This window comes from Streptomyces sp. 1114.5, assembly GCF_003635085.1.
Classification (GTDB): Bacteria; Actinomycetota; Actinomycetes; order Streptomycetales; family Streptomycetaceae; genus Kitasatospora.
On the sequence record NZ_RBXE01000001.1, the window covers coordinates 1,832,183 to 1,854,788 of the forward strand.

Annotated in this window: 19 protein-coding genes; 12 read left to right on the forward strand and 7 right to left on the reverse strand. The window is 74.3% G+C overall.

The genetic code is table 11. The annotated features are described in order from the left end of the window. Window positions 1-7 precede the first annotated feature (7 nt). From panC to BX285_RS07960, 4 genes are all read right to left on the reverse strand, one after another. Window positions 8-913 (reverse strand): pantoate--beta-alanine ligase, encoded by a 906-nt coding sequence (gene panC / locus BX285_RS07945; protein WP_121174795.1) that lies wholly within the window; start codon window positions 911-913, stop codon window positions 8-10. Next, on the reverse strand, window positions 913-1,869 hold the full coding sequence (locus tag BX285_RS07950; protein WP_097237363.1) for a Rossmann-like and DUF2520 domain-containing protein: 957 nt from the start codon (window positions 1,867-1,869) through the stop codon (window positions 913-915). Before BX285_RS07950 ends, panC begins: the two co-directional genes overlap by 1 nt. 121 nt (window positions 1,870-1,990) lie before the next feature. Then, window positions 1,991-2,680, reverse strand: coding sequence for a response regulator transcription factor (locus BX285_RS07955; protein ID WP_121174796.1), 690 nt, complete (start codon window positions 2,678-2,680; stop codon window positions 1,991-1,993). 34 nt (window positions 2,681-2,714) lie between these two features. Next, entirely contained in the window at window positions 2,715-3,911 is a 1,197-nt protein-coding gene (locus BX285_RS07960; RefSeq protein WP_373560562.1) for a sensor histidine kinase, read from the reverse strand. Between the two features lie 240 nt (window positions 3,912-4,151). Here BX285_RS07960 and BX285_RS07965 point away from each other — a divergent pair, with 240 nt between their 5' ends. Further along, window positions 4,152-5,168, forward strand: coding sequence for an SAM-dependent methyltransferase (locus BX285_RS07965; RefSeq protein WP_097237366.1), 1,017 nt, complete (start codon window positions 4,152-4,154; stop codon window positions 5,166-5,168). Next, window positions 5,165-6,334, forward strand: a complete 1,170-nt coding sequence (locus BX285_RS07970; protein ID WP_097237367.1) for an NADH-quinone oxidoreductase subunit D — start codon at window positions 5,165-5,167, stop codon at window positions 6,332-6,334. The genes BX285_RS07965 and BX285_RS07970 overlap by 4 nt, the downstream gene beginning before the upstream one ends. A gap of 47 nt (window positions 6,335-6,381) precedes the next feature. On the opposite strand, the gene BX285_RS07975 is transcribed toward BX285_RS07970, so the two are convergent. Then, the gene (locus BX285_RS07975; protein ID WP_259470686.1) at window positions 6,382-7,362 is read right to left on the reverse strand and encodes a hypothetical protein; all 981 of its coding nucleotides are present in this window, start codon (window positions 7,360-7,362) and stop codon (window positions 6,382-6,384) included. A gap of 132 nt (window positions 7,363-7,494) precedes the next feature. Here BX285_RS07975 and BX285_RS37190 point away from each other — a divergent pair, with 132 nt between their 5' ends. The 9 genes from BX285_RS37190 to BX285_RS08020 all read left to right on the forward strand — a co-directional run bounded on the left by BX285_RS37190 (window position 7,495) and on the right by BX285_RS08020 (window position 19,564). Continuing rightward, window positions 7,495-7,716: a hypothetical protein gene (locus BX285_RS37190; RefSeq protein WP_183107027.1), complete on the forward strand. Its 222-nt coding sequence runs from the start codon at window positions 7,495-7,497 to the stop codon at window positions 7,714-7,716. A gap of 33 nt (window positions 7,717-7,749) precedes the next feature. Further along, window positions 7,750-8,187, forward strand: a complete 438-nt coding sequence (locus BX285_RS37860; RefSeq protein WP_220783969.1) for a hypothetical protein — start codon at window positions 7,750-7,752, stop codon at window positions 8,185-8,187. A 27-nt stretch (window positions 8,188-8,214) separates the two neighbouring features. Next, window positions 8,215-11,109: a toxin glutamine deamidase domain-containing protein gene (locus BX285_RS07990; RefSeq protein ID WP_121174798.1), complete on the forward strand. Its 2,895-nt coding sequence runs from the start codon at window positions 8,215-8,217 to the stop codon at window positions 11,107-11,109. A gap of 733 nt (window positions 11,110-11,842) precedes the next feature. Beyond that, window positions 11,843-13,138, forward strand: coding sequence for an SUKH-4 family immunity protein (locus BX285_RS07995; RefSeq protein ID WP_147465126.1), 1,296 nt, complete (start codon window positions 11,843-11,845; stop codon window positions 13,136-13,138). Window positions 13,139-13,581: 443 nt separating this feature from the next. Then, a complete protein-coding gene (locus BX285_RS08000; protein WP_097237371.1) occupies window positions 13,582-14,544 on the forward strand; it encodes a Ppx/GppA phosphatase family protein in 963 nt (320 codons plus the stop codon). Window positions 14,545-15,231: 687 nt separating this feature from the next. Further along, window positions 15,232-16,035 (forward strand): sugar phosphate isomerase/epimerase, encoded by an 804-nt coding sequence (locus tag BX285_RS08005; protein WP_097240156.1) that lies wholly within the window; start codon window positions 15,232-15,234, stop codon window positions 16,033-16,035. Between the two features lie 79 nt (window positions 16,036-16,114). Continuing rightward, window positions 16,115-16,903, forward strand: coding sequence for a class I SAM-dependent methyltransferase (locus tag BX285_RS08010; RefSeq protein WP_097237372.1), 789 nt, complete (start codon window positions 16,115-16,117; stop codon window positions 16,901-16,903). Between the two features lie 150 nt (window positions 16,904-17,053). Continuing rightward, the gene (gene ilvD / locus BX285_RS08015; RefSeq protein ID WP_097237373.1) at window positions 17,054-18,898 is read left to right on the forward strand and encodes a dihydroxy-acid dehydratase; all 1,845 of its coding nucleotides are present in this window, start codon (window positions 17,054-17,056) and stop codon (window positions 18,896-18,898) included. Between the two features lie 117 nt (window positions 18,899-19,015). Next, window positions 19,016-19,564, forward strand: a complete 549-nt coding sequence (locus BX285_RS08020) for a hypothetical protein (RefSeq protein WP_097237374.1) — start codon at window positions 19,016-19,018, stop codon at window positions 19,562-19,564. Between the two features lie 66 nt (window positions 19,565-19,630). On the opposite strand, the gene BX285_RS08025 is transcribed toward BX285_RS08020, so the two are convergent. Together BX285_RS08025 and BX285_RS08030 are read right to left on the reverse strand one after the other, a co-directional pair. After that, window positions 19,631-20,989 carry a hypothetical protein gene (locus BX285_RS08025; protein WP_097237375.1) on the reverse strand — a complete coding sequence of 453 codons (1,359 nt, stop codon included), beginning with the start codon at window positions 20,987-20,989 and terminating at the stop codon, window positions 19,631-19,633. A gap of 157 nt (window positions 20,990-21,146) precedes the next feature. Continuing rightward, window positions 21,147-21,596, reverse strand: a complete 450-nt coding sequence (locus tag BX285_RS08030; RefSeq protein ID WP_147465127.1) for a hypothetical protein — start codon at window positions 21,594-21,596, stop codon at window positions 21,147-21,149. 176 nt (window positions 21,597-21,772) lie between these two features. On the opposite strand from BX285_RS08030, the gene proC reads away from it, so the two are divergent. Further along, window positions 21,773-22,600, forward strand: coding sequence for a pyrroline-5-carboxylate reductase (gene proC, locus BX285_RS08035; protein ID WP_097237377.1), 828 nt, complete (start codon window positions 21,773-21,775; stop codon window positions 22,598-22,600). Window positions 22,601-22,606: the final 6 nt, after the last annotated feature.

The following is a 22,606-nucleotide window of genomic DNA, read 5'->3' on the forward strand; positions in this document are numbered from 1 at the left end:
CGGACTTTCAGCGAACGATGATGCGGACGTTGTCGATCAGGCGGGTCGAGCCCACCTTCGCGGCGACGGCCAGCACCGCCTCGCCCTGGAAGTCGTCCGCCGCCTCGGTGAAGTCGTGCGGGTCGATCAGGGCGAGGTAGTCCAGGGTGACACCCTCGGCGCCGTCCAGGACGGCCGAGGCGGCCTCGCGCACCGCCTTCGGGCCCTGCGCGGCGGCGTCGCGGCCGGCGAACAGGGCCTTGGACAGGACGAGGGCCCGGGTGCGCTCCTCCTCCGAGAGGTAGCGGTTGCGCGAGGACAGCGCCAGGCCGTCCTCCTCGCGCACGGTCGGCACGCCGACGATCTCGACGTCGAAGTCCAGGTCGGCGACCATCCGCTGGATGACCGCCAGCTGCTGGGCGTCCTTCTCGCCGAAGAAGGCGAAGTCCGGGTCGGTGATGTGCAGCAGCTTGGCGACCACGGTCAGCACGCCGTCGAAGTGCCCCGGGCGGGTGGCGCCCTCGAAGCGCTCGCCCATCGGGCCGGCCGCCAGGCGCACCTGCGGCTCGCCGTTCGGGTACACCTCCTCGACGGACGGCGCGAAGACCACGTCGGCGCCGTTCTCCTCGGCCAGCTTCACGTCCTCGTCGAGGCTGCGCGGGTAGCGCTCCAAGTCCTCGCCGGCGCCGAACTGCAGCGGGTTGACGAAGACCGTCACCGCGACCCGGCCCTCCCGGCCGACCTGCTTGCGGGCGGCCCGGATCAGCGCGGCGTGGCCCTCGTGCAGCGCGCCCATGGTCATCACGACGGCGTTGTCCACCGGCTGCTCGTCCGGCCAGAACGCGGCCTCGAAGTCGTCCACGGTTCGGGTGACGACGGCCCGGTGGACCTTCGGCGTCCGCTGGGGCTTGCTCGGCTGCTTGCCGCGTGCCATCAGTGATTCTCCTCGTTCAGTACGTCCAGCAGCGCCGCCGCCGACGCTTCGTCGATCGTCCCGTTGGCCAGCGCCCGCTGCGCGGTGGCGCGGGACATCGCGCGGTAGGCCGCCGGGATGTCGGGGGACACCGTACTGAGCTGCGCCAGGTGGCGCCGTACGGTGCCCGCGTCGCCCCGGGCGACCGGGCCGGTCAGGGCCGCGTCGCCGGAGCGCAGGGTGTTGTCCAGGGCCGCGCCCAGCAGCGGGCCGAGCAGCCGCCCGGGCTCGGCGACGCCGGCCGTGCGCAGCAGCTCCATCGCCTGGGCGACCAGGGTGACCAGGTGGTTCGCACCGTGCGCGAGGGCGGTGTGGTAGAGCGGGCGGACCTCCTCGGGCACCCACTCGGGCTCGCCGCCCATCTCCACCACCAGCGCCTCGGCGACCGGCCGCAGCTCCTCGGGGGCGGTCACGCCGAACGGGCAGCCGGCCAGCCGGGCCAGGTCCACCGAGGTGCCGGTGAAGGTCATCGCCGGGTGCAGGGCCAGCGGCAGCGCCCCGGCCCGGGTGGCGGGCTCCAGCACGGCGACGCCGTGGGCGCCGGAGGTGTGCACGACCAGCTGCCCGGGCCGGACGGCGCCGGTGGCGGCCAGCCCGGCCACCAGGTCGGCCAGCGCGTCGTCGGGGACGGTCAGCAGGACCAGGTCGGCGGCGGCCAGCACCTGCGGCGGGGTGACGATCCGCACCCCCGGCAGCAGCGCCTCGGCGCGGCGGCGGGAGACGGCGGACACCCCGGAGGCGGCGACCACGGTGTGCCCGGCGAGCTGCAGCGCGGCGCCCAGCGCGGGGCCGACCCGGCCGGTGCCCACCACGCCGACGGCGAGCCGGGCCGGGCGGTTGCCGGGATCGCCGGGGTCGCCGAGGCCGTCGGCGAGCGGGGCGAGGTCGCCGAAGTCCGCGAAATCGGAAGGACTCAACCTTTGTCCCTGATCATCCGTTCCAGTCCACCTGCGGGTACCGGACGTACCGCCCCAGTGTACGGGCGCGTCAGTCGGTCGCCCCGGCCCGGAGAGGGTCCGTGGCCCCGGCCGGGAGACGTCAGTCGGTCGCCCCGGCCCGGATCAGCCCGGCCTCGTACGCCAGCACCACGGCCTGGACCCGGTCGCGCAGGCTGAGCTTGGCCAGGATCCGGCCGACGTGGGTCTTCACGGTCGCTTCGGAGAGCACCAGCCGGGCCGCGATCTCGCCGTTCGACAGGCCCTGGGCGACCAGCAGGAACACCTCCCGCTCGCGCTCGGTCAGCGGGTCGAGGACGTTCGAACCGGGCGCGCTCTGCGGGGTGGGCAGCACCTCGGCGAAGCGGTCGATCATCCGGCGGGTGGTGGTCGGGGCGACCACCGCGTCCCCGCCGTGCACCGCGCGGATCGCGGCCACCAGCTCGGTCGGCGGGACGTCCTTGAGCAGGAAGCCGCTGGCACCGGCCTTGAGCGCGGCGAAGGCGTACTCGTCCAGGTCGAAGGTGGTGAGGATGAGCACGTGCGGGGCGCCCGGCAGCGGGCTGCCGTCCTCGGCCAGGCAGATCCGCCGCGTCGCCTGCACGCCGTCCAGGCGCGGCATCCGGACGTCCATCAGGATCACGTCCACCTCGGTGTGCCGCAGCCGCTCCAGGGCCTGCGCGCCGTCGCCCGCCTCGGCGGCGATCTCGATGTCGCCCTGTGACTGCAGGATCATCCGGAAGCCGGTGCGCAGCAGTTCCTGGTCGTCGACGAGCATCACGCGGATGGTCAAGGTGGCTCCTAAGGGGGCGGAAGTGCGCGGAGGGTCAGTGTGCGGCCTTGAGCGGCAGGACGGCGCGGATCCGGAAGCCGCCGCCGGGGCGGGGGCCCACGTCCAGGCGTCCGCTGACCATGCCGACCCGCTCGCGCATGCCGATCAGGCCGTGGCCCAGGCCGTCCGTGCCGCCGGCGGCCAGCTGCTCGTCGGTGCTGCCCCGCCCGTCGTCCTCCACCAGGACGGCCAGCTCGCGCTCGCCGAAGTCGACCGCGACCCGGGCGTGCACGTCCGGGCCGCCGTGCTTGCGGACGTTGGTGAGCGCCTCCTGGACGATCCGGTAGACGGTCAGCTCGACGCCGCGCGGCAGCTCGCGCGGGTGCCCGGAGGTCGCGTAGTCCACCTGCAGCCCCGCCGTGCGGACCTGCTCCAGCAGCTCCGGCAGCTCCTCGACGCCCGGCTGCGGCACGTACTCCTCGACGGTGGTGTCGGAGGTGCGCAGCACACCGAGCAGGCGGCGCATCTCGACCAGCGCCTGGCGGCCGGTGGAGGCGATCGTGCCGAGCGCCTCCTTCGCCTGCTGCGGGGAGTTGTCGAGCACGTACGCGGCGCCGTCGGCCTGGACGATCATCACCGAGACGTTGTGCGCGACCACGTCGTGCAGTTCGCGGGCGATCCGGGCCCGCTCGGCGGCGACCGCGACCTTCGCCTGGGCGTCCCGCTCGCGCTCCAGCCGGGCCGCGCGGTCCTCCAGCTCGGTCAGGTAGGCGCGGCGCACCCTGGTCAGCCGGCCCCAGGCCCAGCAGAGGATGAACGGCGTGCTCATCAGCAGCATGAGCGCCGCCGCCTCGCCGATGCCGTACCCGCGGGAGACGTAGTGGTCGCCGCTCTCGCGGACCGTCTTCATCGGGTGCAGCTGCCAGAACACCAGCGGCCCGGCGGCCAGCCCGGCGGTCAGCGCCAGCCGGGAGGTCCACTTCTGGCCGAAGGCGGCGCCGGTGTAGGCGAACACCAGGTAGGCGATCGAGGAGCCGGCCGGTTCGATGTCGGCGAGCACCTGGCTGACGCCCAGGCCGACGGCGGCGGCCACGGTGACGTCGGGGTGGCGGCGCCGGAAGACCATCAGCGCGGGCAGCAGCAGCGCGACCAGGACGCCCGCGTTGAACTGCCAGTCGTCGTCGGGGAAGCTCTGGTTCGGCAGCAGGCCGAGGAACAGCACCATCGCCGCCCAGGCGGCGTCGACCACCATGGGGTGACGGCGGAGCCAGGCGTTGAGTCGATGCACGTGTCCAGCGTAGGCAGTCGCTCCGCGTGTCCAGGTCCGCCGGTAGGGCGATCCGTTCTACTCCGTAGGTCGGAGAAGCCCCGGCCCCGATGGGGAGGGTCGGCTCGTTCCGAGGAGAGGGCCGACCGGCTCCGAGGGGGTCGGCCGGTTCCGGGGGGAGGGTCCGCCGTTTCCGGTGCCCGCCGCCCGGTAGCGTCGGGCCCCATGACTTGGATGCGGTGGGCGCCCGCCATGGAACAGGCCCTGTACGACCCCGACCGGGGCTTCTACCGCCGCCCGGAGGGCCCCGCCGGCCACTTCCGCACCTCCGTGCACGCCTCCCCCGGGTTCGCCCGTGCGGTGGCCCGGCTGCTGCTGGAGGTTGACGAATCCCTCGGTCGCCCGGAGGAGCTGGCCCTGGTCGACGTCGGGGCCGGGCGGGGGGAACTGCTCACCGGCGTCCTCGCCGAGCTGCCCGACCGGGTGCTGGCGCGGCTGCGCCCGTACGGCGTGGAGATCGCCGACCGGCCGGCCGCACTGCCGTCCACAGTCCTGTGGACGGACGAACTGCCGCGCGGCCTGACCGGGCTGCTGTTCGCCAACGAATGGCTGGACAACGTGCCGCTGGACGCCGGCGAGGTCGACGAGGACGGGGTGCTGCGCTACGTCGAGGTGGACACCGCGACCGGCCGGCAGCGCCTCGGTGGACCGGTCTCGGCGGCCGACGCGGCCTGGGCCGAACGCTGGTGGCCGGTCGCGGAGCCCGGGGAAGCGGTCGAGTTCGGCGGCCCCCGGGACGCCGCCTGGGCCCGGGCCGTCGCCGGGCTGGAACGCGGCCTGGCCGTCGCCGTCGACTACGGGCACACCGCCGGCCGCCGGCCCCCCTTCGGCACGTACACCGGCTTCCGGGACGGCCGTGAAGTCCCCCCGGTGCCGGACGGCACCTGCGACGTCACCGCGCACGTCGCGCTGGACTCCGCCGCCGTCCCCGGTCTCCACAGCCTGTGGACGACCCAGCGGGAGGCGCTGCGCGCGCTCGGCGTGACCGGCGGGCGACCGCCGCTCACCCTCGCCTCCTCCGACCCGGCGGGCTACCTGCGGGCGCTGAGCGGCGCCGGCGAGGCCGCCGAACTGACCGACCCGAGCGGGCTGGGCGGCTTCGGCTGGCTCGTGCAGAGCGTCCGCATGCCGGTACCGGACAGCCTGGAACGGCTGCCGGGATGGCAGACTCTGGGGTCATGAGGGAGACCACGGTCGGCATCGGGGCAGGGGCCGAGAACTTCACCGGCGAGGCGGGCACCACCGACATGGTGCTCAACATCGGCCCGCAGCACCCGGCCACCCACGGTGTACTGCGGCTTCGCCTGCTGCTCGACGGCGAGCGCATCATCACCGCCGAGCCGGTGATCGGCTACATGCACCGGGGCGCGGAGAAGCTGTTCGAGGCCCGTGACTACCGGCAGATCATCATGCTGGCCAACCGGCACGACTGGCTCTCCGCCTTCTCCAACGAACTCGGCGTCGTCCTCGCCGTCGAGCGCATGCTCGGCATGGAGGTCCCCGAGCGGGCCGTGTGGATCCGCACCCTGCTCGCCGAACTCAACCGGGTGCTCAACCACCTGATGTTCCTCGGCTCGTACCCGCTCGAACTCGGCGGCATCACCCCGGTCTTCCACGCCTTCAACGGCCGCGAAGACCTCCAGCACGTCCTGGAGGAAGCCTCCGGCGGCCGGATGCACTACATGTTCAACCGGGTCGGCGGCCTCAAGGAGGACCTGCCGGCCGGCTGGCTCGGCCGGGTCCGCACCGCCGTCGCCACCGTCCGCGGGCAACTGCCCGTCTTCGAGGACCTCGTCCTCGGCAACGAGATCTTCCGCGCCCGCACCGCCGGCGTCGGCGTCCTCACCCGCGCCCAGGCCGAGGCGTACGGCGTCAGCGGCCCCATCGCCCGGGCCAGCGGCCTCGACCTCGACCTGCGCCGCGACGAGCCCTACCTCGCGTACGGCTCCGACGAACTGCGGCAGGTCCTCACCGTCGTCACCCGCGAGGAGGGCGACTGCCTCGCCCGCTTCGAATGCCTGCTGGAGCAGACGGCCAACTCGCTCGACCTCGCCGACGCCTGCCTCGACAAGCTCGCCACCCTGCCGCCCGGGCCCGTCAACCAGCGGCTGCCCAAGGTGCTCAAGGCACCCGAGGGCAGCACCTACGCCTGGACCGAGAACCCGCTCGGGATCAACGGGTACTACCTGGTCTCGCGCGGCGACAAGACGCCCTGGCGGCTCAAGCTGCGCTCGGCGTCCTACAACAACGTGCAGGCGCTGACCGAGCTGCTGCCGGGGACGCTGGTCGCGGACATGGTGGCGATCCTGGGGTCGATGTTCTTCGTGGTGGGGGACATCGACAAGTAGGGCGGGGCTCCGGGGAGGGCGGCAGTCCGGGGGGAGGTCGGGACCACTCAGTTCTTCTTGTGGGCCTTGGGCTTCTTGGCCGGGTCCGTCTTGTCGGCCGGGCTCGTCTTGTCGGCCGGGCTCGTCTTGTCGGCCGGGTTCGTCTTCTTGGCGGGGTCGGCCTTCTTGACGGGGTCGGCCGGGTGCGGGGCCACCTTGCGGTCGCCCTTGGTGGCGATCCGCTCCTCGCAGACCCGGGCCAGTACGTCGTACGCCGCCTTGCCCATCAGCTCGGTGAGCTCGGGGCGGTAGCTGACGTACACCGGCTCGGCGCCCTGGTGGGCCGCCGGGGCGCCGGTGCACCACCAGTGCAGGTCGTGGCCGCCCGGGCCCCAGCCGCGGCGGTCGTACTCGCCGATCGAGACCTGCAGGTAGCGGGTGTCGTCCGGGCGGTCGATCCAGTCGTAGGTACGGCGGATCGGCAGCTGCCAGCAGACGTCCGGCTTGGTCTCCAGGGGCTCGCGGCCCTCCTTGAGGGCGAGCGCGTGCAGGGCGCAGCCGGCGCCGCCGGCGAAGCCGGGGCTGTTCACGAAGATGCAGGCGCCGTTGACCCGGCGGGTCTGGCGGTCGCCGTCCTCGTCCAGCATGGTGATGCCGCGGGCGGGAGCGGCCTTGCCGGGGGTGCCGTTTCCGGAGGTGCCTTCGCCGGAGGTGGCGACGTCGGAGATGATCCGGCCCTTGGCGTCGGTGCCCTCCGCGAAGTTCTCCCACAGCTCGGGCGTCAGCCGCGCCGCGTGCCCCACGACGCGCTTCTCGTCGTCCTCGTCCGAGTAGTGCGCGCCCAGCGTGCAGCAGCCGTCCGACTCGCCCCGGCCCTCACGGATGCCGTGGCAGCCCTGGCCGAAGACGCAGGACCAGCGGGAGGTCAGCCAGGTGAGGTCGCAGCGGAAGACCTGCTCCTCGTCGGCGGGGTCGGCGAACTCGACCCAGGCGCGCGGGAAGTCGAGCGGGACCTCGTCGCGCGGGATCTCGCGGCGCAGGGTCGGCATCGCGAGGTCGACGGGGGCGGGGGAGGCCTCGGGCTTCGCCTTGGCCTTCTTCTTGGACGTTTCAGCTGGTGCCACCCGGCAAGGGTAGAGCTTTCGCGGGGGTGATGGCGGGGCTGTGGTGTGTGGCGGGGGGTGCGTGTGGTGCTGCGGGTGGTGCTCGACGTGGAGATCGGTCTCGGCCTCGGCCTCGGGCTCGGCGTCGGCCTCGGGCTCGTCGGCGTCGGCGTCGGCGTCGGCCTCGGGCTCGGGCTCGGCGTCGGGTACGGTGCGGCGCTCGGTGTCGGGCTCGGTGCGGGTGAAGGCGGGGTGAAGAGGTCCGTCGGGCGCTGCGGGCGGGCCCCGGAGCGTGCCTAGGATGGCGGCCGGTCCGCTACGGGAGGTACGGGGATGGCAGGCGGCAGCACCGGGGCGTCCGACCGCGCGGGTGGGACGTTCGTCCTCAAGCCGTGGGAACTGCACGGCGAGGGGCGGGAGTTCGAGAAGCTCGGGGGCGAGCTGGCGAAGGCCGTCACCACCCTGGAGCGGGATCTCACCGCGCTCGGCGCCCCCTGGGGCGCGGACCAGCCGGGCAGTGGCTTCGCCGCCGCGTACGGTCCGGCGTACGGCGAACTCGTCGGCGGGCTGCGGGGGTTGGCCGGGCGGGTCGGGAAGGTCGGGGCCGGGCTGCACGCGATGGCCGAGCGCACGACGGACGCGGACAGCTCGGCGGCGACCGGGTTCGGGGCCGGGGCTGGGCCTGAATCGGGGCCGGGGCCGGGGCCGGGGCCGGGGCCGGGGGCAACCCCGGGGGCGGCGACCGTCGTCCCCAAGGACATGTCGGTCTGACGGACCCGGCTCGAAGGGGGAAGGCGCGTGTCCCGGAAACTGCCCGAGGAACTGGTCCCGGTGCTGGCCAGGACCGGCCACCAGTGGCCGCAGGCCGACGAGGAGGGCCTGCGCAAGGCCGCCGGGGTCTGGCGCGAGTTCGGCACGGAGGCCGACCGCCTCACCCGCCGCTGCGGCGAATCCGTCCACCGCGTCACCGCCGACAACTCGGGGCACGCGGTCGAGGCCTTCGGTGCGTACTGGCAGGCCTTCAGCGGGGGCGGCAAGGGGCACCTGGACGACACGCACACCGCGGTCGGGCTGGTCGCCGGGGCCTTCGACACGGCCGCGCGGGCCGTGGACACCTGCAAGGCCGAGATCGTCGCGACGCTGCAGCAGCTTGCCGCCGACCTCCGGCAGGCCGAGGAGCAGGCCGCCAAGGCCAAGGAGGCGGCGGGCAAGGTCGCCGACCGGGTGGCGGCGGAGGACGGTGGCTCGGGTTCGGGTGCGGGCTCGGGAGCCGGGTCGGGAGCGGGTGCGGGTTCGGGCTCGGGAGCCGGTTCGGGGCCGAGTGGGGTGGTCGGTGGGCTGGAGAAGGCCGTCGGCGGCCTCGCGGCCGAGGTGAAGAACGCCGCCACCGCGCAGGTCGCCGAAGGCGTGGCGGCCGTCGCCGTCGAGGCCGCCGCGCTGAAGATCGGCGGGCTGCTCGCCGAACTCGGCCGCAGCATGAAGGACGCCCTCGCCACCGCGCTCAAGGAGCCGGCCGCCGTCGCCCTGCTCCGGCTCGGCACCGCGCCGGGGACGGGCATCACCACCGCCTCGTACCGCACCGGCGCCTTCGACCCGACCGCCGCCGGACTGCCCGCCGCCCTCCGCGAACCGGGTGTGCTCGGCGCGGACGGCGCCGGGCTGGTGCTGCTCACGGGGAAGGACGGCAAGCCGCTGGTCGGCGTGCCCGGGCTCACCGTCAAGCTCGACGAGCACGGGCAGCCCGTCCTCGGCCAGGACGGCCGGCCGGTCATCCTCCGTGCCGACGGCAGCCAGGTGGCCGACGCGTCCGGACTGCTGGTCGTGCCGGGGCCGGACGGCAAACCGGTCGTGGGGGTGGCCGACCTCGCCGTCCGGCTGGACGAGCACGGGCAGCCGGTGCTCACCGGGTCGGACGGCAGGGATCTCCGCGGACTGCCGCTCGCCGGGCTGCCGGCGGGTGACGGGCCGGCCGGCGGGCGAGCGGCCGGTGCCGAGGGCGCCCCGGGGAAGCAGGACCCGACGGGGCCCGGCGGGCTGACCGTGGCCTCGGCCGTCGTGGCGGACCCGGGTTCGGTCGTGGGCGGGGTTGCGGGTGGGGCGGACACCGTCGGCGCGGTGCCCTCGGGGTCCTCGTACGCGACCGGGGGCTGGCAGGGGCAACACCGGGCGGCGGCCGGTGGCGACTGGACACCGCCGTCGCGGGACGACGGGGCGTCCGCGCGGTCCGTCGCCGCGCCGGTTCGCCAGGGCGGTGGGTCGGCGGGCTGGTCGGACGGGGACTACCCGCTCCAGGCGCCTGCGGCCCCGGCCCCGGCCCCGGCGCACGGCGGGGGTGGCGGCCGGGGCGGTACGCCGGTGACCCTACGGACGGACTCGGTGACCGCGCCTGCACCCGCCGCGCCGTCCGTGTCATCCGGCCCTGCCGCCGGCTCCTGGTCCAACGGCTCCTGGTCCAACGGCTCCTCGTCCAACGGCTCCTCGTATGGGCCCGGGCCGGATGTGCCGGTGGTCCGGCCGGTCGGCGTGGGCGGGCAGTTCGGGACGCCGGTGTACGGGGGCGGGTACCCGGCGGGCGGCACGGTCGGCACCGTCGGCGCCGTCGGACCCGGCCCGCTCGCGGGCGGGGGTGTTGGGGGCGTAGGGGGCGTCGTGGGCGGTGGGGCCGCGCACGGTGCGGCGCCGTTCGGCAGCGGTGTCGGGGCGGGCGCGCCCGGCGGCACCGTGGGCGGCGGCACCGTGGGCGGTGGTGTCGTCGGCGGTGGGTCGCAGCCCGGCGTCGAACCCAGGCCCGGGACGGCCGTACCCCGCACCCCGGTCGCTGCCGCGCCGCAGCCCGTCACCGGCCCGCCGTCCGCCCAGGCCGTACCGCCGGCACCGGCCGCACCGCCGATCGTCGGCACCACACCGGTGATCGGCCGACCCGAGCCGCACCCCGGGGACGCCCGACGCCGGGACACCGCCCCGACCGTCGCCGACCCCACCCTCGCCTGGGGCGCCGTCCCGGTCGCGACCGCGCACGCGATGGCCCTCCAACTCGCCCTGCGCGCCCGGCGCGGCGGCCACCCGGACGACCCGGCCGCCCGACTGCGCAGCATCACCGACAGCCGCCCGTACGGCCTGCCGGGTGGGCTCGCCCCGGTCGACCCGCAGCACCAGGCCGAACTCGAACGCCGCGCACCCCGCGACGAGGACGGTCTGCCCGCCCGGTACCCGGACCCCGCGGTCGGCGGCTGGACGGAGGCCGTCAACGACGGCGGCCACCGCGAACCGGGGCGGGCCAACAACAGCCTGGAGATCGCCCTGTCCGCCGTCGAGTGCTACGCCGGCCGCCCCACCTGCGCGGCCCCGCGCATCCCGACCGAGGGCGACGCCGGAGAACGCGGCGGCCGCGACCGCGCCGAACGCGAACTCGGCGCCCCCTTCCGCGACCTGGGCGACGGCGGCCAGGCCTTCGACCGCCTCGCCGACGACCTGCGCCGGGCCGGCCACGGCGCCCAGGCCGTCCTCCTCACCCGCGACAGCTTCGGCCGCCCCCACGCCTGGAACGCCGTCAACCACCAGGACACCGTCACCTACCTCGACCACCAACTCGCCCGCCGGAGCCCCACCCCCCTCCACCCCGCCACCCACGGCCTCTGGGCCATCGCCCTCACCCCCGAAGGTCGCCCCCTCGACCTCGCCCCCACCGCCTGAACCCCTGGGGGCGGGACCGCTGCGTAGGAAGTCGACTGGGCCGACTTCCTACGCAGCGGCCGGAGGCGGTGGGGCCTGGGGAGAAATATGTAGACCGAGCGTCATATTCGTTCCCGCGCCAAGGCGAGAGCCGCACGCGAAAAGTCGGCCCCGCTGACTTCCTGTGCGTGGTCCGGCTGGGCGCCCAGTGAATTATGTAGACCGACCGTCATATTCGGTTGGGGGGTGTGCACGAGAAGTCGGCCGGGCCGACTTCCTGTGCAGCTCATGGAGGGTCGGAGGCTTAGGGGAAATATGTAGACCGAGCGTCATATTCCTTCGGGTGCCTGAGTGAGAGCGGGCACGAAAAGTCGGCCTGGCCGACTTCTTGCGCGTGGTTCGGTTGAGGTAACCGGCGAATATGTAGACCGAGCGACATATTTTCCTCCGTGGCCGGCCGTGAAGGGGTCCTGCGCGAAAAGTCGGCCCGGCCGACTTTCTGTGCTCGGAGGGATCGGGTGGCGCTGATGGATAGGTAGACCGGTCTACATATTCGGCCGGCCCTTGGGGGCCTGGCGGCGCGGAACAGGAAGTCGATGAGGCCGACTTCCTGTTCCGGTGAATGGTGATGTAGACCAACCGTCATATTTCGCTGCGTGGGGGTGGGCGGGGGGTGCGCCTAGCGGGGGCGTAGGGTCGCGGCGCGGGTGGGGGGTGGGTCTCGGGGGTTGTGGACGGGGAATGGGGTGGTCGGGTGATCTCGCGGGCGCAGGCGGTGGAGGCAGGGCACCGGTGGATCAACGGGGATTTGCCGCAGGGGGCCGGTGCGGCGGTGCGGCGGGTGGTCGCGCACGAGTTCGAGCTCGGCTGGGTCGTGTGGGCGGAGCCCCCGCCCGTGGAGGTGGATCCGCGGACGGGGGAGCGGCGGGCGCCCGAGGACGTGGGTGCGGCCTGTGCCGTGGTGGACCGGGAGAACGGGCGGTTCACCGTGTGGCCCTCCGCGCCGGTGGACGAAGTGGTAGGCCTGTACCGGGACTTCGTCGGTGTCGGCGGCTACGACCCGACCGTTCCCGCGGCGACCGGTCGGGGCGCCAGGGCCGAGCTGACGTACCGGGACGGTGCGGGCGAGCAGCGGTCGCTGGCGCTGCGCTCGGCGGCGGGTCTGCCGCACCCGGCGTTGCGCGGCTGGTGGTGGCTGCGTGAGCAGGGCGTCGCGGCCGAGGACGTGCTGGCCGTCCGGACCGACCTGCGCATGAGCGCTCTGCCCGGCGGCTACTGGGCCCACGCCCTGGCGGCCGAACTGCCTTACGCCCGGATCGACTTCGGCCTTCCCTACGGTCCGCGCTTCGACCATCGCGCCACCGCCGTACGGGCCCTGCCCGCACCGCCCGACGGGCCGGTCCGCAACCGCGTGCCCTTCCCCCGCCCGGCGCGGAGCGGCCCGTACGAACCCGACGCGGTGCTCGCCGCGCGGCTCGTGGAGCGGTTCGGCCCGGCGGGCGTGCAGCGCTTCGATCCGGTGGACGTCGCCCAGGCCGAACTGCCCGGGGAGGACGCCGCGTTGCTGCTGACGGTGGGCGTGCCGACGGCCGTGCCCGGGTTCTTCGCACTGCACCACCCCGGCCCCGGGGCGATCGCGGACGGCAGCCGCCCCGACGCCGTGCTGCCGCCGCTGGCCGCGCACCTGGCCGCACTCGGCCGCGGCACCCGGGCGGCCGAGCGCGAGCGTCAGGCGCTCGCCGGTCTGTTGCTGCTGGGGACGGACGGTTGGGCGCTGATGGCGCTCGACACCGTGGAGGGCACGGTCCGGGCGGTGGACCCGGACTACGCGACCGCCCGCCACTGCAACGCGGGCCTGCGGGCCTTCGTCCGCTGCCTGGAGGTCTTCGCCGGCTGGTGGCCGACCCTGCGCGGGCTCGGCCCGGTGGCCGCGGGCGAGGCCGTGGACACCTTGCAGCGGGCTCTGGCGGAGGTGGACGGAACGGTCTTCGCCGACCCCGAGAACTGGTGGGCCGTCATCGTGGAGCAGCTGTGGGACGGCCTGCTGTGACGGAACACCGGGGAACCTGAGGCCGTCGAGGGGCTGTCGGGTCCATCGCACGCCCCGGACACCGCGAACGCCCCGGACACCGCGAACGCCCCGGACACCGCGAACGCCCCGGACACCGCGCACGCCCCGGAGGCGCCGGTGGTGATCGACCACCGTCCCACGCCGCGCAACGCCCCGGAGAACACCGTGGCCCTCCTTCGCGGCCGCCCTTGACCAGGGCACCGACTGGCTGGAGACCGACGTGCAGACCACCCGGGACGCCGACGGTCTGATCACCGGCCCCCGGGTCAGGCCTGCCGTCGGGCGGACGCTGACTGCCTGACGGAGCGCCGGGGCGCCCCCGCGCGGCCACTGGCGGCACGACCTGCGGCGGGTGGCCGGACCAGCGCGAATACCGTCCCGACCCGCCTCGCCCCTACCCGGATCGCGTAGCGTGGAGAGTTATGCGACTCGGTGTGCTCGACGTAGGTTCCAACACGGTCCACTTCCTCGTGGTGGACGCCCATCCGGGCGCTGCCCCGCTGCCCGCGTACTCGCACAAGGCCGAACTGCGCCTGGCCGAGCTGCTGGACGAGGACGGCGCGATAAGCGGGCCCGGCGTCGAGCGACTGGTCGGCCACATCGCCTCCTCGCTGCGGGTCGCCGAGGACAAGGGCGTCGTCGACATCCTGCCGTTCGCCACCTCCGCCGTGCGCGAGGCCGCCAACGGCGAGGAGGTGCTGCGCCGGGTGGCCGCCGAGACGGGCGTCGAGCTGCGGGTGCTGTCCGGGCAGGACGAGGCGCGGCTCACCTTCCTCGCCGTCCGCCGCTGGTTCGGCTGGTCCTCGGGCCGGCTGCTCAACCTGGACATCGGCGGCGGCTCGCTGGAGATCGCCTGCGGCCTGGACGAGCAGCCGGACGTCGCCTGTTCGCTGCCGCTGGGCGCCGGGCGGCTGACCGCGCGCTGGCTGCCCGGGGACGTCGCCGACCCGGACGGGCTGCGCGAGCTGAGACGCCACATCCGGGCCGAGATGGCCACCGTGGTCGGCGAGATCTCCCGGCTCGGGCCGCCGCAGCACGCGGTCGCCACCTCCAAGACCTTCAAGCAGCTGGCCCGGATGACCGGCGCCGCCCCCGCCGACGCCGGCCCGTACGCCGACCGTCGGCTCACCCGCAGCGGGCTGGCCGCCTGGCTGCCGCGGCTGTCCACGATGACCGTCGCCGAGCGCGCGCAGATCCCCGGCGTCTCCGAGGGCCGCGCCAAGCAGCTGCTGGCCGGCGCGCTGGTCGCCGACGCCGCGATGGACCTGTTCGGCCTGGACGAGTTGGACGTCTGCCCGTGGGCGCTGCGCGAGGGCATCATCCTGCGCCGCCTGGACGCCATGGACAGCCCCGCGGACCGGCGCCGACCGGCCCTCACCCCGTAGGACGAGGCCGAGGCGGCGCCGGGGCGGTGCCGGGCGAGGCCGGGGCGGTGTCAGGACGGCGTCAGGACGGCGTCCCGTTCGGCCCGCGCTCCGCTTACGCTGTCTCCCGTGGTGCAACCAGCGGGCGAGGACGGAACGCGGGAGGGCCGCGCTCCCGGGGACGGGCAGCCGCGGTCGGACAGTCCGCGCCGCCGCCTCGGCAAGGCGGTCAAGGGCGCCACCGGCGCGCAGGCCGCCAAGGCCGCCAAGGCCGTCCAGGCGGCCCAGCGCACCGCGAAGAAGGCCTCGGCGAAGAAGGCCTCGGCGAAGAAGGCCACCGCGAAGCAGACCAGTCCCACGAAGCCCACCGCGAAGCAGACCCCCACGAAGCCCACCACGAAGCAGACCCCCACGAAGCAGACCCCCACGCAGCACACCGCGAAGTCCACCGCGAAGCAGAGCACCCCCACCACGAACCCGGCGTCGAACCCCGCGACGGAACCAGCCGCGACCAAGCGCCCCGCCCCCCGCCGGGCCGCCGCCAAGGCCGCGCCCGCCGCGCCGAAGGAGACCCGCACCGCCCGGGCCGCCGGCGCCGCCAAGGCCGCCGTCCAGTCGGTCCGCTCGGTCAAGGCCGCCCGCCGGGAGGCCGCTCGCCCGCCGCTGCTGCGCACCACCGATCGCCTGGTGCTGCCCCCGCACCCGACCCTGCACATCCCCGACACCAAGGTGGTCCTGTCGACCGCCTCCGTGTACCCCGCGAGCACCGCGGTCGCCTTCGAGCTGGCCGCCAAGCTCGGCTACGACGGGGTGGAGGTGATGGTCTGGAACGACCCGGTCAGCCAGGACGTCGACGCCCTGCGCCGGCTCTCCGACGCCCACCGGATGCCGATCCTGGCCGTGCACGCGCCGTGTCTGCTGATCACCCAGCGGGTGTGGACCACCGACCCGTGGACCAAGCTGGTCCGGGCCCGGGCGGCGGCCGAGAAGCTCGGCGCGAGCGCCGTCGTCGTCCACCCGCCGTTCCGCTGGCAGCGCCAGTACGCCCGGGACTTCGTGGCGGGCATCAACCGGATGGCGGGCGAGACCGACGTCCGCTTCGCCGTCGAGAACATGTACCCGTGGCGCTACCGCGACCGCGAGGTGCTGGCGTACTCGCCCGGCTGGGACGTCACGGACGAGGAGTACCGGCACTTCACCATCGACCTGTCGCACGTCGCGACGTCCCGGATCGACACCTTCGCCATGGTCGAGCGGATGGGGGACCGGCTCGCCCACGTCCACCTGGCCGACGGCAGCGGCTCCGGCAAGGACGAGCACCTGATCCCGGGCCGCGGCAAGCAGCCCTGTGCCGAGCTGCTGGAACACCTCGCCCGCACCGGTTTCGACGGCCACGTGGTGCTGGAGGTCAACACCCGCCGGTCCGCGTCCCCCGCCGAACGCGAGGCCGATCTGGCCGAGGCCCTGGCCTTCACCCGCTTGCACCTCGCCACCGCCTCGCGCGTACGCTGAGCGCTGGCCCACCGGGGCGCCCGACCCACCGGGGCCGCCTGGCCCACGGGGGCGCGAACTTCCGTACGGAGGGGGAGCGGTGACGAACGACCGGCTTTTCAGCGAGCTCGGCAACTTCCGTGAACTGGCCCAGAGCTTCGGCGCGGTGGCCGCCGAGTACGACCGTGCCCGCCCGAGCTACCCGAACGAGCTGTTCGACGAGCTGGAGCGGCTCTGGGGCCGCGGTCTCAAGGGGGCCCGGGTCCTGGACGTCGGCGCCGGCACCGGCATCGCGACCCGGCTGCTGGCCGCCCGCGGCGCGGACGTGATCGCCGTCGAGCCGTACGCCGGGATGGCCGCCCAGTTCCTGGCCGCCTCCCCGTCGCTCCCGCTGGTCCGCGGCAACGGCGACGACCTGCCCTTCCACGACGGCTCCGCCGACCTGATCGGCTACGCCCAGGCCTTCCACTGGACCCGCCCCGAGCACTCCGTCCCGGAGGCGATCCGGGTGCTGCGGCCGGGCGGCGCGCTCGCCACCTGGTGGAACGTGCACGACGAGACCGTGCCGTGGGTCCGGGCCCGGGTCGAGCGGCTGACCGCGGCGCTGCCCGACCGCTACCACGGGTACGGCCGGATCACCGAGCACACCGGCCACTTCGCCCCGGCCGGGCTGGCGGTCGGGCGCGCCCGGCTGCGCTGGGAGCGCCGGGCCGGCGTTGAGCACGTGCTCACCGACCTCACCTCCCGCTCCTTCATGGCCTCGCTCACCCCCGAGGAGCGCGCCCCGATCCTGGCCGGTGAACGGGACGCCCTGCTCGCCGAGTTCCCGGACGGCGTCGTGGTCGAGCCCTTCACCCTGGACCTCACCGTGGCCGTCAAGCCCGGCTGACCCCCACAGCCTCGGAGGGCCCGCCCGCCTGACCGCATCGCGGACGGCCGGTCCGCCGCCTGGACGGCGGGCGTAGGCTCGTAGCCACAGCGGCCCCCGCACCCTCCCACCAGCGGGGCGCCCGCGAGAGCCCCGAAGGAGTGGAGCACAGTGCCCGAGCTGAGGTCCCGTACGGTCACCCACGGTCGCAACATGGCAGGCGCCCGGGCGCTTCTCCGGGCCGCCGGCGTAGCCCGCGAGGACTTCGGCAAGCCGATCATCGCGGTCGCCAACTCCTTCACCGAGTTCGTCCCCGGCCACACCCACCTCCAGCCGGTGGGCCGGATCGTCTCCGAGGCGATCAAGCAGGCGGGCGGCATCCCGCGCGAGTTCAACACCATCGCGGTGGACGACGGCATCGCGATGGGCCACGGCGGCATGCTCTACTCGCTGCCCTCGCGCGACCTGATCGCCGACTCGGTCGAGTACATGGTCAACGCGCACTGCGCCGACGCCCTGATCTGCATCTCCAACTGCGACAAGATCACCCCGGGCATGCTGATGGCCGCGCTGCGCCTGAACATCCCGACCGTCTTCGTCTCCGGCGGCCCGATGGAGGCCGGCAAGGCCACCCTGGTCGACGGCACCGTGCGCAAGCTGGACCTGGTCGACGCGATCTCCCAGGCCGTCAACGAGAACGTCTCCGACGAGGACATCGCGATCATCGAGGAGAACGCCTGCCCCACCTGCGGCTCGTGCTCCGGCATGTTCACCGCCAACTCGATGAACTGCCTCACCGAGGCGATCGGCCTCTCCCTGCCCGGCAACGGCTCGGTGCTCGCCACCCACACCGCCCGCCGGGCGCTGTACGAGAAGGCCGGACGGACCGTCGTCGAGATCACGAACCGCCACTACGGCCAGGACGACGCCTCCGTGCTGCCCCGGGCGATCGCCACCCGCGCCGCCTTCGAGAACGCGATGGCCCTGGACATCGCCATGGGCGGCTCGACCAACACCATCCTGCACCTGCTCGCCGCCGCCCAGGAGGCGGAGCTGGACTTCGACCAGCGGGCCATCGACGCGATCTCCCGCAAGGTGCCCTGCCTGTCCAAGGTCGCGCCCAACGGCTCGTACTACATGGAGGACGTCCACCGGGCCGGCGGCATCCCGGCCATCCTCGGCGAGCTGTACCGCGCCGGGCTGCTCAACGAGGACGTCCACACCGTGCACGCCGACTCGCTCGCCGAGTGGCTCAAGACCTGGGACGTGCGCGGCGGCTCGCCCTCCGCCGAGGCCGTCGAGCTGTGGCACGCCGCCCCCGGCTGCGTCCGCTCCGCCGAGGCCTTCTCGCAGTCCGAGCGCTGGGAGTCGCTGGACACCGACGGCGCCCGGGGCTGCATCCGCAGCGTCGAGCACGCCTACTCCGTCGAGGGCGGCCTGGCCGTGCTGTACGGCAACCTCGCCGAGGACGGCTGCATCGTGAAGACCGCCGGCGTGGACGAGTCGATCTGGACGTTCAGCGGCCCGGCCGTCGTGGTGGAGTCCCAGGAGGACGCCGTCGAGGCGATCCTGGCCAAGCGGGTCAAGGAGGGCGACGTCGTCGTCATCCGCTACGAGGGCCCCAAGGGCGGCCCGGGCATGCAGGAGATGCTCTACCCGACCTCCTTCCTCAAGGGTCGGGGCCTCGGCAAGGCCTGCGCACTGGTCACCGACGGCCGCTTCTCCGGCGGCACCTCGGGCCTGTCCATCGGCCACGCCTCCCCGGAGGCGGCCTCCGGCGGCACCATCGCGCTGGTCGAGGACGGCGACATCATCGCCATCGACATCCCCGGCCGGACGATCTCCCTGGAGGTCCCGGACGAGGTCCTCGCCGAGCGTCGGCGCGCCCTGGAGGCCTCGGGCGGCTACCGCCCGAAGAACCGCGACCGCCAGGTCAGCCAGGCGCTGCGGGCCTACGCCGCGATGGCCACCTCCGCCGACAAGGGCGCCGTCCGCGACGTGACCAAGCTCGGCTGAGCGGCGTCCCGCGCCCGGCCGAGGCCGGGCGGCGACGCCGATGAACGACGGAGGGGCCGTCCCGGCACACGGGACGGCCCCTCCGGCAGCTGCGGCGGCCGGGTGATAATCGACGGCGTGAGCGAGCAGCCCCCCACCCCCGCCCTCAAGCCCGACGGCGCCCCCAGGCCGGCCGGTGCTCCAGAGCCGGAGCCGATCCGCTGGTTCGGCACCAGCTGGCTGAACCGGGACGGCGGCTACTGGCTGCGCCGGGTCGCCGTGTCGGCCGGCGCCCTGGTCGCGACCGCCGCCGTGGTGCTGGTGCTCCGCTTCGGCGTCGAGGGCATCGCCCTCTCCGACCAGGGCACCTTCCTCAACGGGCTGCTGACCGCCGCCATCGCGGTCTGCTCGATGATGTCCGTCCGGCGCACCTGGAAGGTGCTCACCGAGGGCAAGGACCAGCTGACCGGCTGGATGGCCGAGGACAAGTCGCTCGGCGCGGTCTGGCTGATCGGCGGCGCCGGCTCCCTGCTCGCCTACTTCGCCCGCAGCCTGGTCGAGGCCCCCGGCGAGGCGGTCCACCGGGCCGCGTACGAGCGGGCGGTCGCCCAGTACGAGAAGCGCCAGTCGAGCCGCAGCGGCCGGCCCGACGCCAAGGCGCCGAGCCGGCCCAAGCGCAAGCGCTGACAAGCCGGGGCCGACCGATCGGCAGCAACGAGCCGCAACGAGCTGCAACGAGCCGCAACGGGCCGGTCAGTTGCGGCTGATCGTGCCGCACTCCTCGGTCTGCTGGATGTCCTTGCTGCGGTCGTACGGGTCGATCGCCGGGCCGGTCGGCCGGGAGCCGGGGGTGTCCTGCTGCAGCGCCGCGAACTGGTCGAACTGCGGGTGGAAGTAGCCGTCGTAGACGTCGCACGCCGAGTTGGCGGGGTCGGTCTGGCTCTTGTCGTAGACGATCTTCTTCGGCTGGACCTGGTAGCGGGCCGGGTCGTAGAAGCGGAAGGTGTCCACCCGGCGCACGATCGTGCGGGTGGTCCAGGTGTCCCCGGCCACGTCGTCCGAGGGCGTCAGCAGACCCACCGGCCTGGCGGTGCCGCCGCCCTGCGCCGGGGCCGACTTCGTCGGCTGCGGGGCGCCCGGCGTCGGCTGGGGCGACACGGCCCGCTTGGCGGCGTCCGGGCCGGGGCGCAGCGCGTACACGAAGCTGAAGTCGGTGTGGATCAGGACGCCCTTGTCGCCGTCGCCCTCGTAGGTCATCCGGCCTTGGACCTTGACCGTGTCGCCCACCGGGATCGCGTCGCGCGGGTCGAAGCGGCTGAACCAGCTGGTCGGGTCGTTCTCCTTGGTCGGGTGGTCCAGCGCCGTCTTCGCACCGTCCTGGTCCTGCCGCTCCAGCAGGGCCAGGGCGGCGTCCGGCCGGCCGCCCCCGATGACCTTCGGGTCGAGGTTGGCGGCGATCAGGTAGTCCTTGACGGACTTCAGCTGGGCGGCGACCTGCTCGGCGGAGAAGACGCCGGTGGCCTGGGCCTCGGGGAGGACGAAGGCGTCGGCGCCGTTCGGCCAGCCCTCGGCGGGGGAGCCGGCCCAGGGGTGGTCGACGGTCGGCTGCTGCTCGTCGACCTTGGGCGGGGCGGTGGTCGGCTTGGCGGTCTCGGGGGCGACGGTGGGCACCGGCGTGTGGGCCGCGGAGGGGCCGCCGAGGTGGTCGGCGTACCAGGTGCGCAGCGCGCCGGTGTTCAGCGCCGCGAGCAGCACGGCGACGGTCAGGGCGACGTAGAGCGGCGTGCGCCATGCGAACCGGCGGCGACGCGGGCGCGGGTTGCCCCAGGGATCGAGCGGCTGCGGCTTCGGCTTGCGGCCGAACCGGCGCTTGGGCGCGGGGCCGTCGTTGACCGAGCGGCGGCCGCCCGGGTCGACCGGCGGGGTGTGCTTCCACCGGGCGCTCAGCATGCGGGTGCGCCCGGCCTGTTCCTTGACGCTGGCGTTGCGGACGAACTCCTCGTCCAGGACGAGGTCGGCGAACGGGTCCTTCTCGCCCGTCCCGGACGGGTCGGATCCGCCCGGCTCGTCGCCCCTGGCGGGGCGCGGTTCCGGATCTTCGGCTATCGGCATCGCGCCAGTATGACGACGGGGTGCGACGGCACGTCGATCGGGGGCGCACCGGGTGGTGAACTCGTGTCCGCCGGGGGGTGCTTCACCCCGTTTCGTCCGGAACCGCGCCGCTGTTCACGTCCTGGGAGCCGCTGTTCCGGCCCTGTGACCTGCTCTTTCAGGACCTGCCGCGGGCCTGCTTGACCGACCCCACCACCCCGGCGATCGCCAGCAGGAGGCCGGCCGGGAGCAAGGAGAGGAAGAAGGCGCCGAACAGGCCGGCGTCGCCGAGGAACAGCTGCACCAGGGTGTTCAGTCCCAGGAGCGCGCCGGTCGCCGGGAGGGCGGACTGCCACGGGTGGTCGTTCGCCCAGCGGCGCAGCCGCCGGTCGGCGGTGTCGCGGCGCAGTCGGCCGCCGACGGTGCCGACCAGGAAGAAGAAGAACAGGGCCCAGCCGGCCGGTCCGGCCAGCATGCTCAGCGACCAGCTGCCGGAGATCGCCTCGATCCCCAGGGCTGTCGCCCCCACCACCGCACCGACTCCCGCGGCGGTCCGCCACGGGCCCACGGTCGCCGAGGCGACGGCGAGTTGCCGGTTCTCACGTCGGGACATTTCGTCGTGTGCCATGCCTCCACGGTGCGCCCGCTCCGGCCCGGGGGCCATAGGGGAACCCCCTGGTTCTCACCCCTAGGGTCCGTCCTCGCACTGCGGTCGTCCGGCCCCGCGACCACGGACCGGACGGTCCCGCCGGGTGCCTGCGTGCGGTGCGAGGATGGCCGAAGTACCGAGGCAAGGAGCGGACCATGGGCAGCAGCGCAGCACACGGACAGAAGATCGCCTTCCTGGGCACCGGCAAGATCGGCGAGGCCCTGCTCTCCGGTCTGCTGCGGGCCGGCAAGGATCCGGCGGACGTCCTGGTGACCGCCCGCCGCCCCGAGCGCGCGGTCGAACTCGCCGGCCGGTACGGCGTGGTGGCCGTCTCCAACGCCGAGGCCGCCAAGCTCGCCGACACCCTGATCCTCGCGGTCAAGCCGCAGGACATGGGCACCCTGCTGGAGGAGCTGGCCCCGCACATCGCTGCGGACCGGCTGGTGATCTCGGCCGCGGCAGGCATCCCCACCGCCTGGTTCGAGGAGCGGCTGGCGGCCGGCACCCCGGTGGTCCGGGTGATGCCCAACACGCCGGTCCTGGTGGACGAGGGGATGAGCGTCATCTCGGCCGGCTCGCACGCCTCCGAGGAGCACCTGGCGCGGGCGGAGCAGATCTTCAGCTCGGTCGGCAAGGCGTTGCGGCTGCCCGAGTCCCAGCAGGACGCGGCCACGGCGCTGTCCGGCTCGGGCCCGGCGTACTTCTACTTCCTGGTCGAGGCGATGACGGACGCCGGCATCCTGCTCGGCCTGCCCCGGCAGGTGGCGCACGACCTGATCGTGCAGTCCGCGATCGGCGCCTCGGTGATGCTGCGGGATTCCGGCGAGCACCCGGTGAAGCTGCGCGAGGCGGTCACCTCCCCGGCGGGCACCACCATCGCGGCCATCCGCGAGCTGGAGAACCACGGGGTGCGGGCCGCGCTGCTGGGCGCCCTGGAGGCGGCCCGGGACCGCTCCCGGGAGTTGGCCTCCGGCGGGAAGTAGTCCGCG

What these genes read in the sequence shown, in the direction of transcription:
- BX285_RS08030 (WP_147465127.1), bottom strand. Translation starts at nt 21,596, where the DNA reads ATGGCACACGACGAAATGTCCCGACGTGAGAACCGGCAACTCGCCGTC.
- BX285_RS08000 (WP_097237371.1), top strand. Translation starts at nt 13,582, where the DNA reads ATGCGACTCGGTGTGCTCGACGTAGGTTCCAACACGGTCCACTTCCTC.
- proC (WP_097237377.1), top strand. Translation starts at nt 21,773, where the DNA reads ATGGGCAGCAGCGCAGCACACGGACAGAAGATCGCCTTCCTGGGCACC.
- panC (WP_121174795.1), bottom strand. Translation starts at nt 913, where the DNA reads ATGGCACGCGGCAAGCAGCCGAGCAAGCCCCAGCGGACGCCGAAGGTC.
- BX285_RS08025 (WP_097237375.1), bottom strand. Translation starts at nt 20,989, where the DNA reads ATGCCGATAGCCGAAGATCCGGAACCGCGCCCCGCCAGGGGCGACGAG.
- BX285_RS07965 (WP_097237366.1), top strand. Translation starts at nt 4,152, where the DNA reads ATGACTTGGATGCGGTGGGCGCCCGCCATGGAACAGGCCCTGTACGAC.
- BX285_RS07975 (WP_259470686.1), bottom strand. Translation starts at nt 7,362, where the DNA reads ATGCCGACCCTGCGCCGCGAGATCCCGCGCGACGAGGTCCCGCTCGAC.
- BX285_RS37860 (WP_220783969.1), top strand. Translation starts at nt 7,750, where the DNA reads ATGGCAGGCGGCAGCACCGGGGCGTCCGACCGCGCGGGTGGGACGTTC.
- BX285_RS07970 (WP_097237367.1), top strand. Translation starts at nt 5,165, where the DNA reads ATGAGGGAGACCACGGTCGGCATCGGGGCAGGGGCCGAGAACTTCACC.
- BX285_RS07960 (WP_373560562.1), bottom strand. Translation starts at nt 3,911, where the DNA reads ATGGTGGTCGACGCCGCCTGGGCGGCGATGGTGCTGTTCCTCGGCCTG.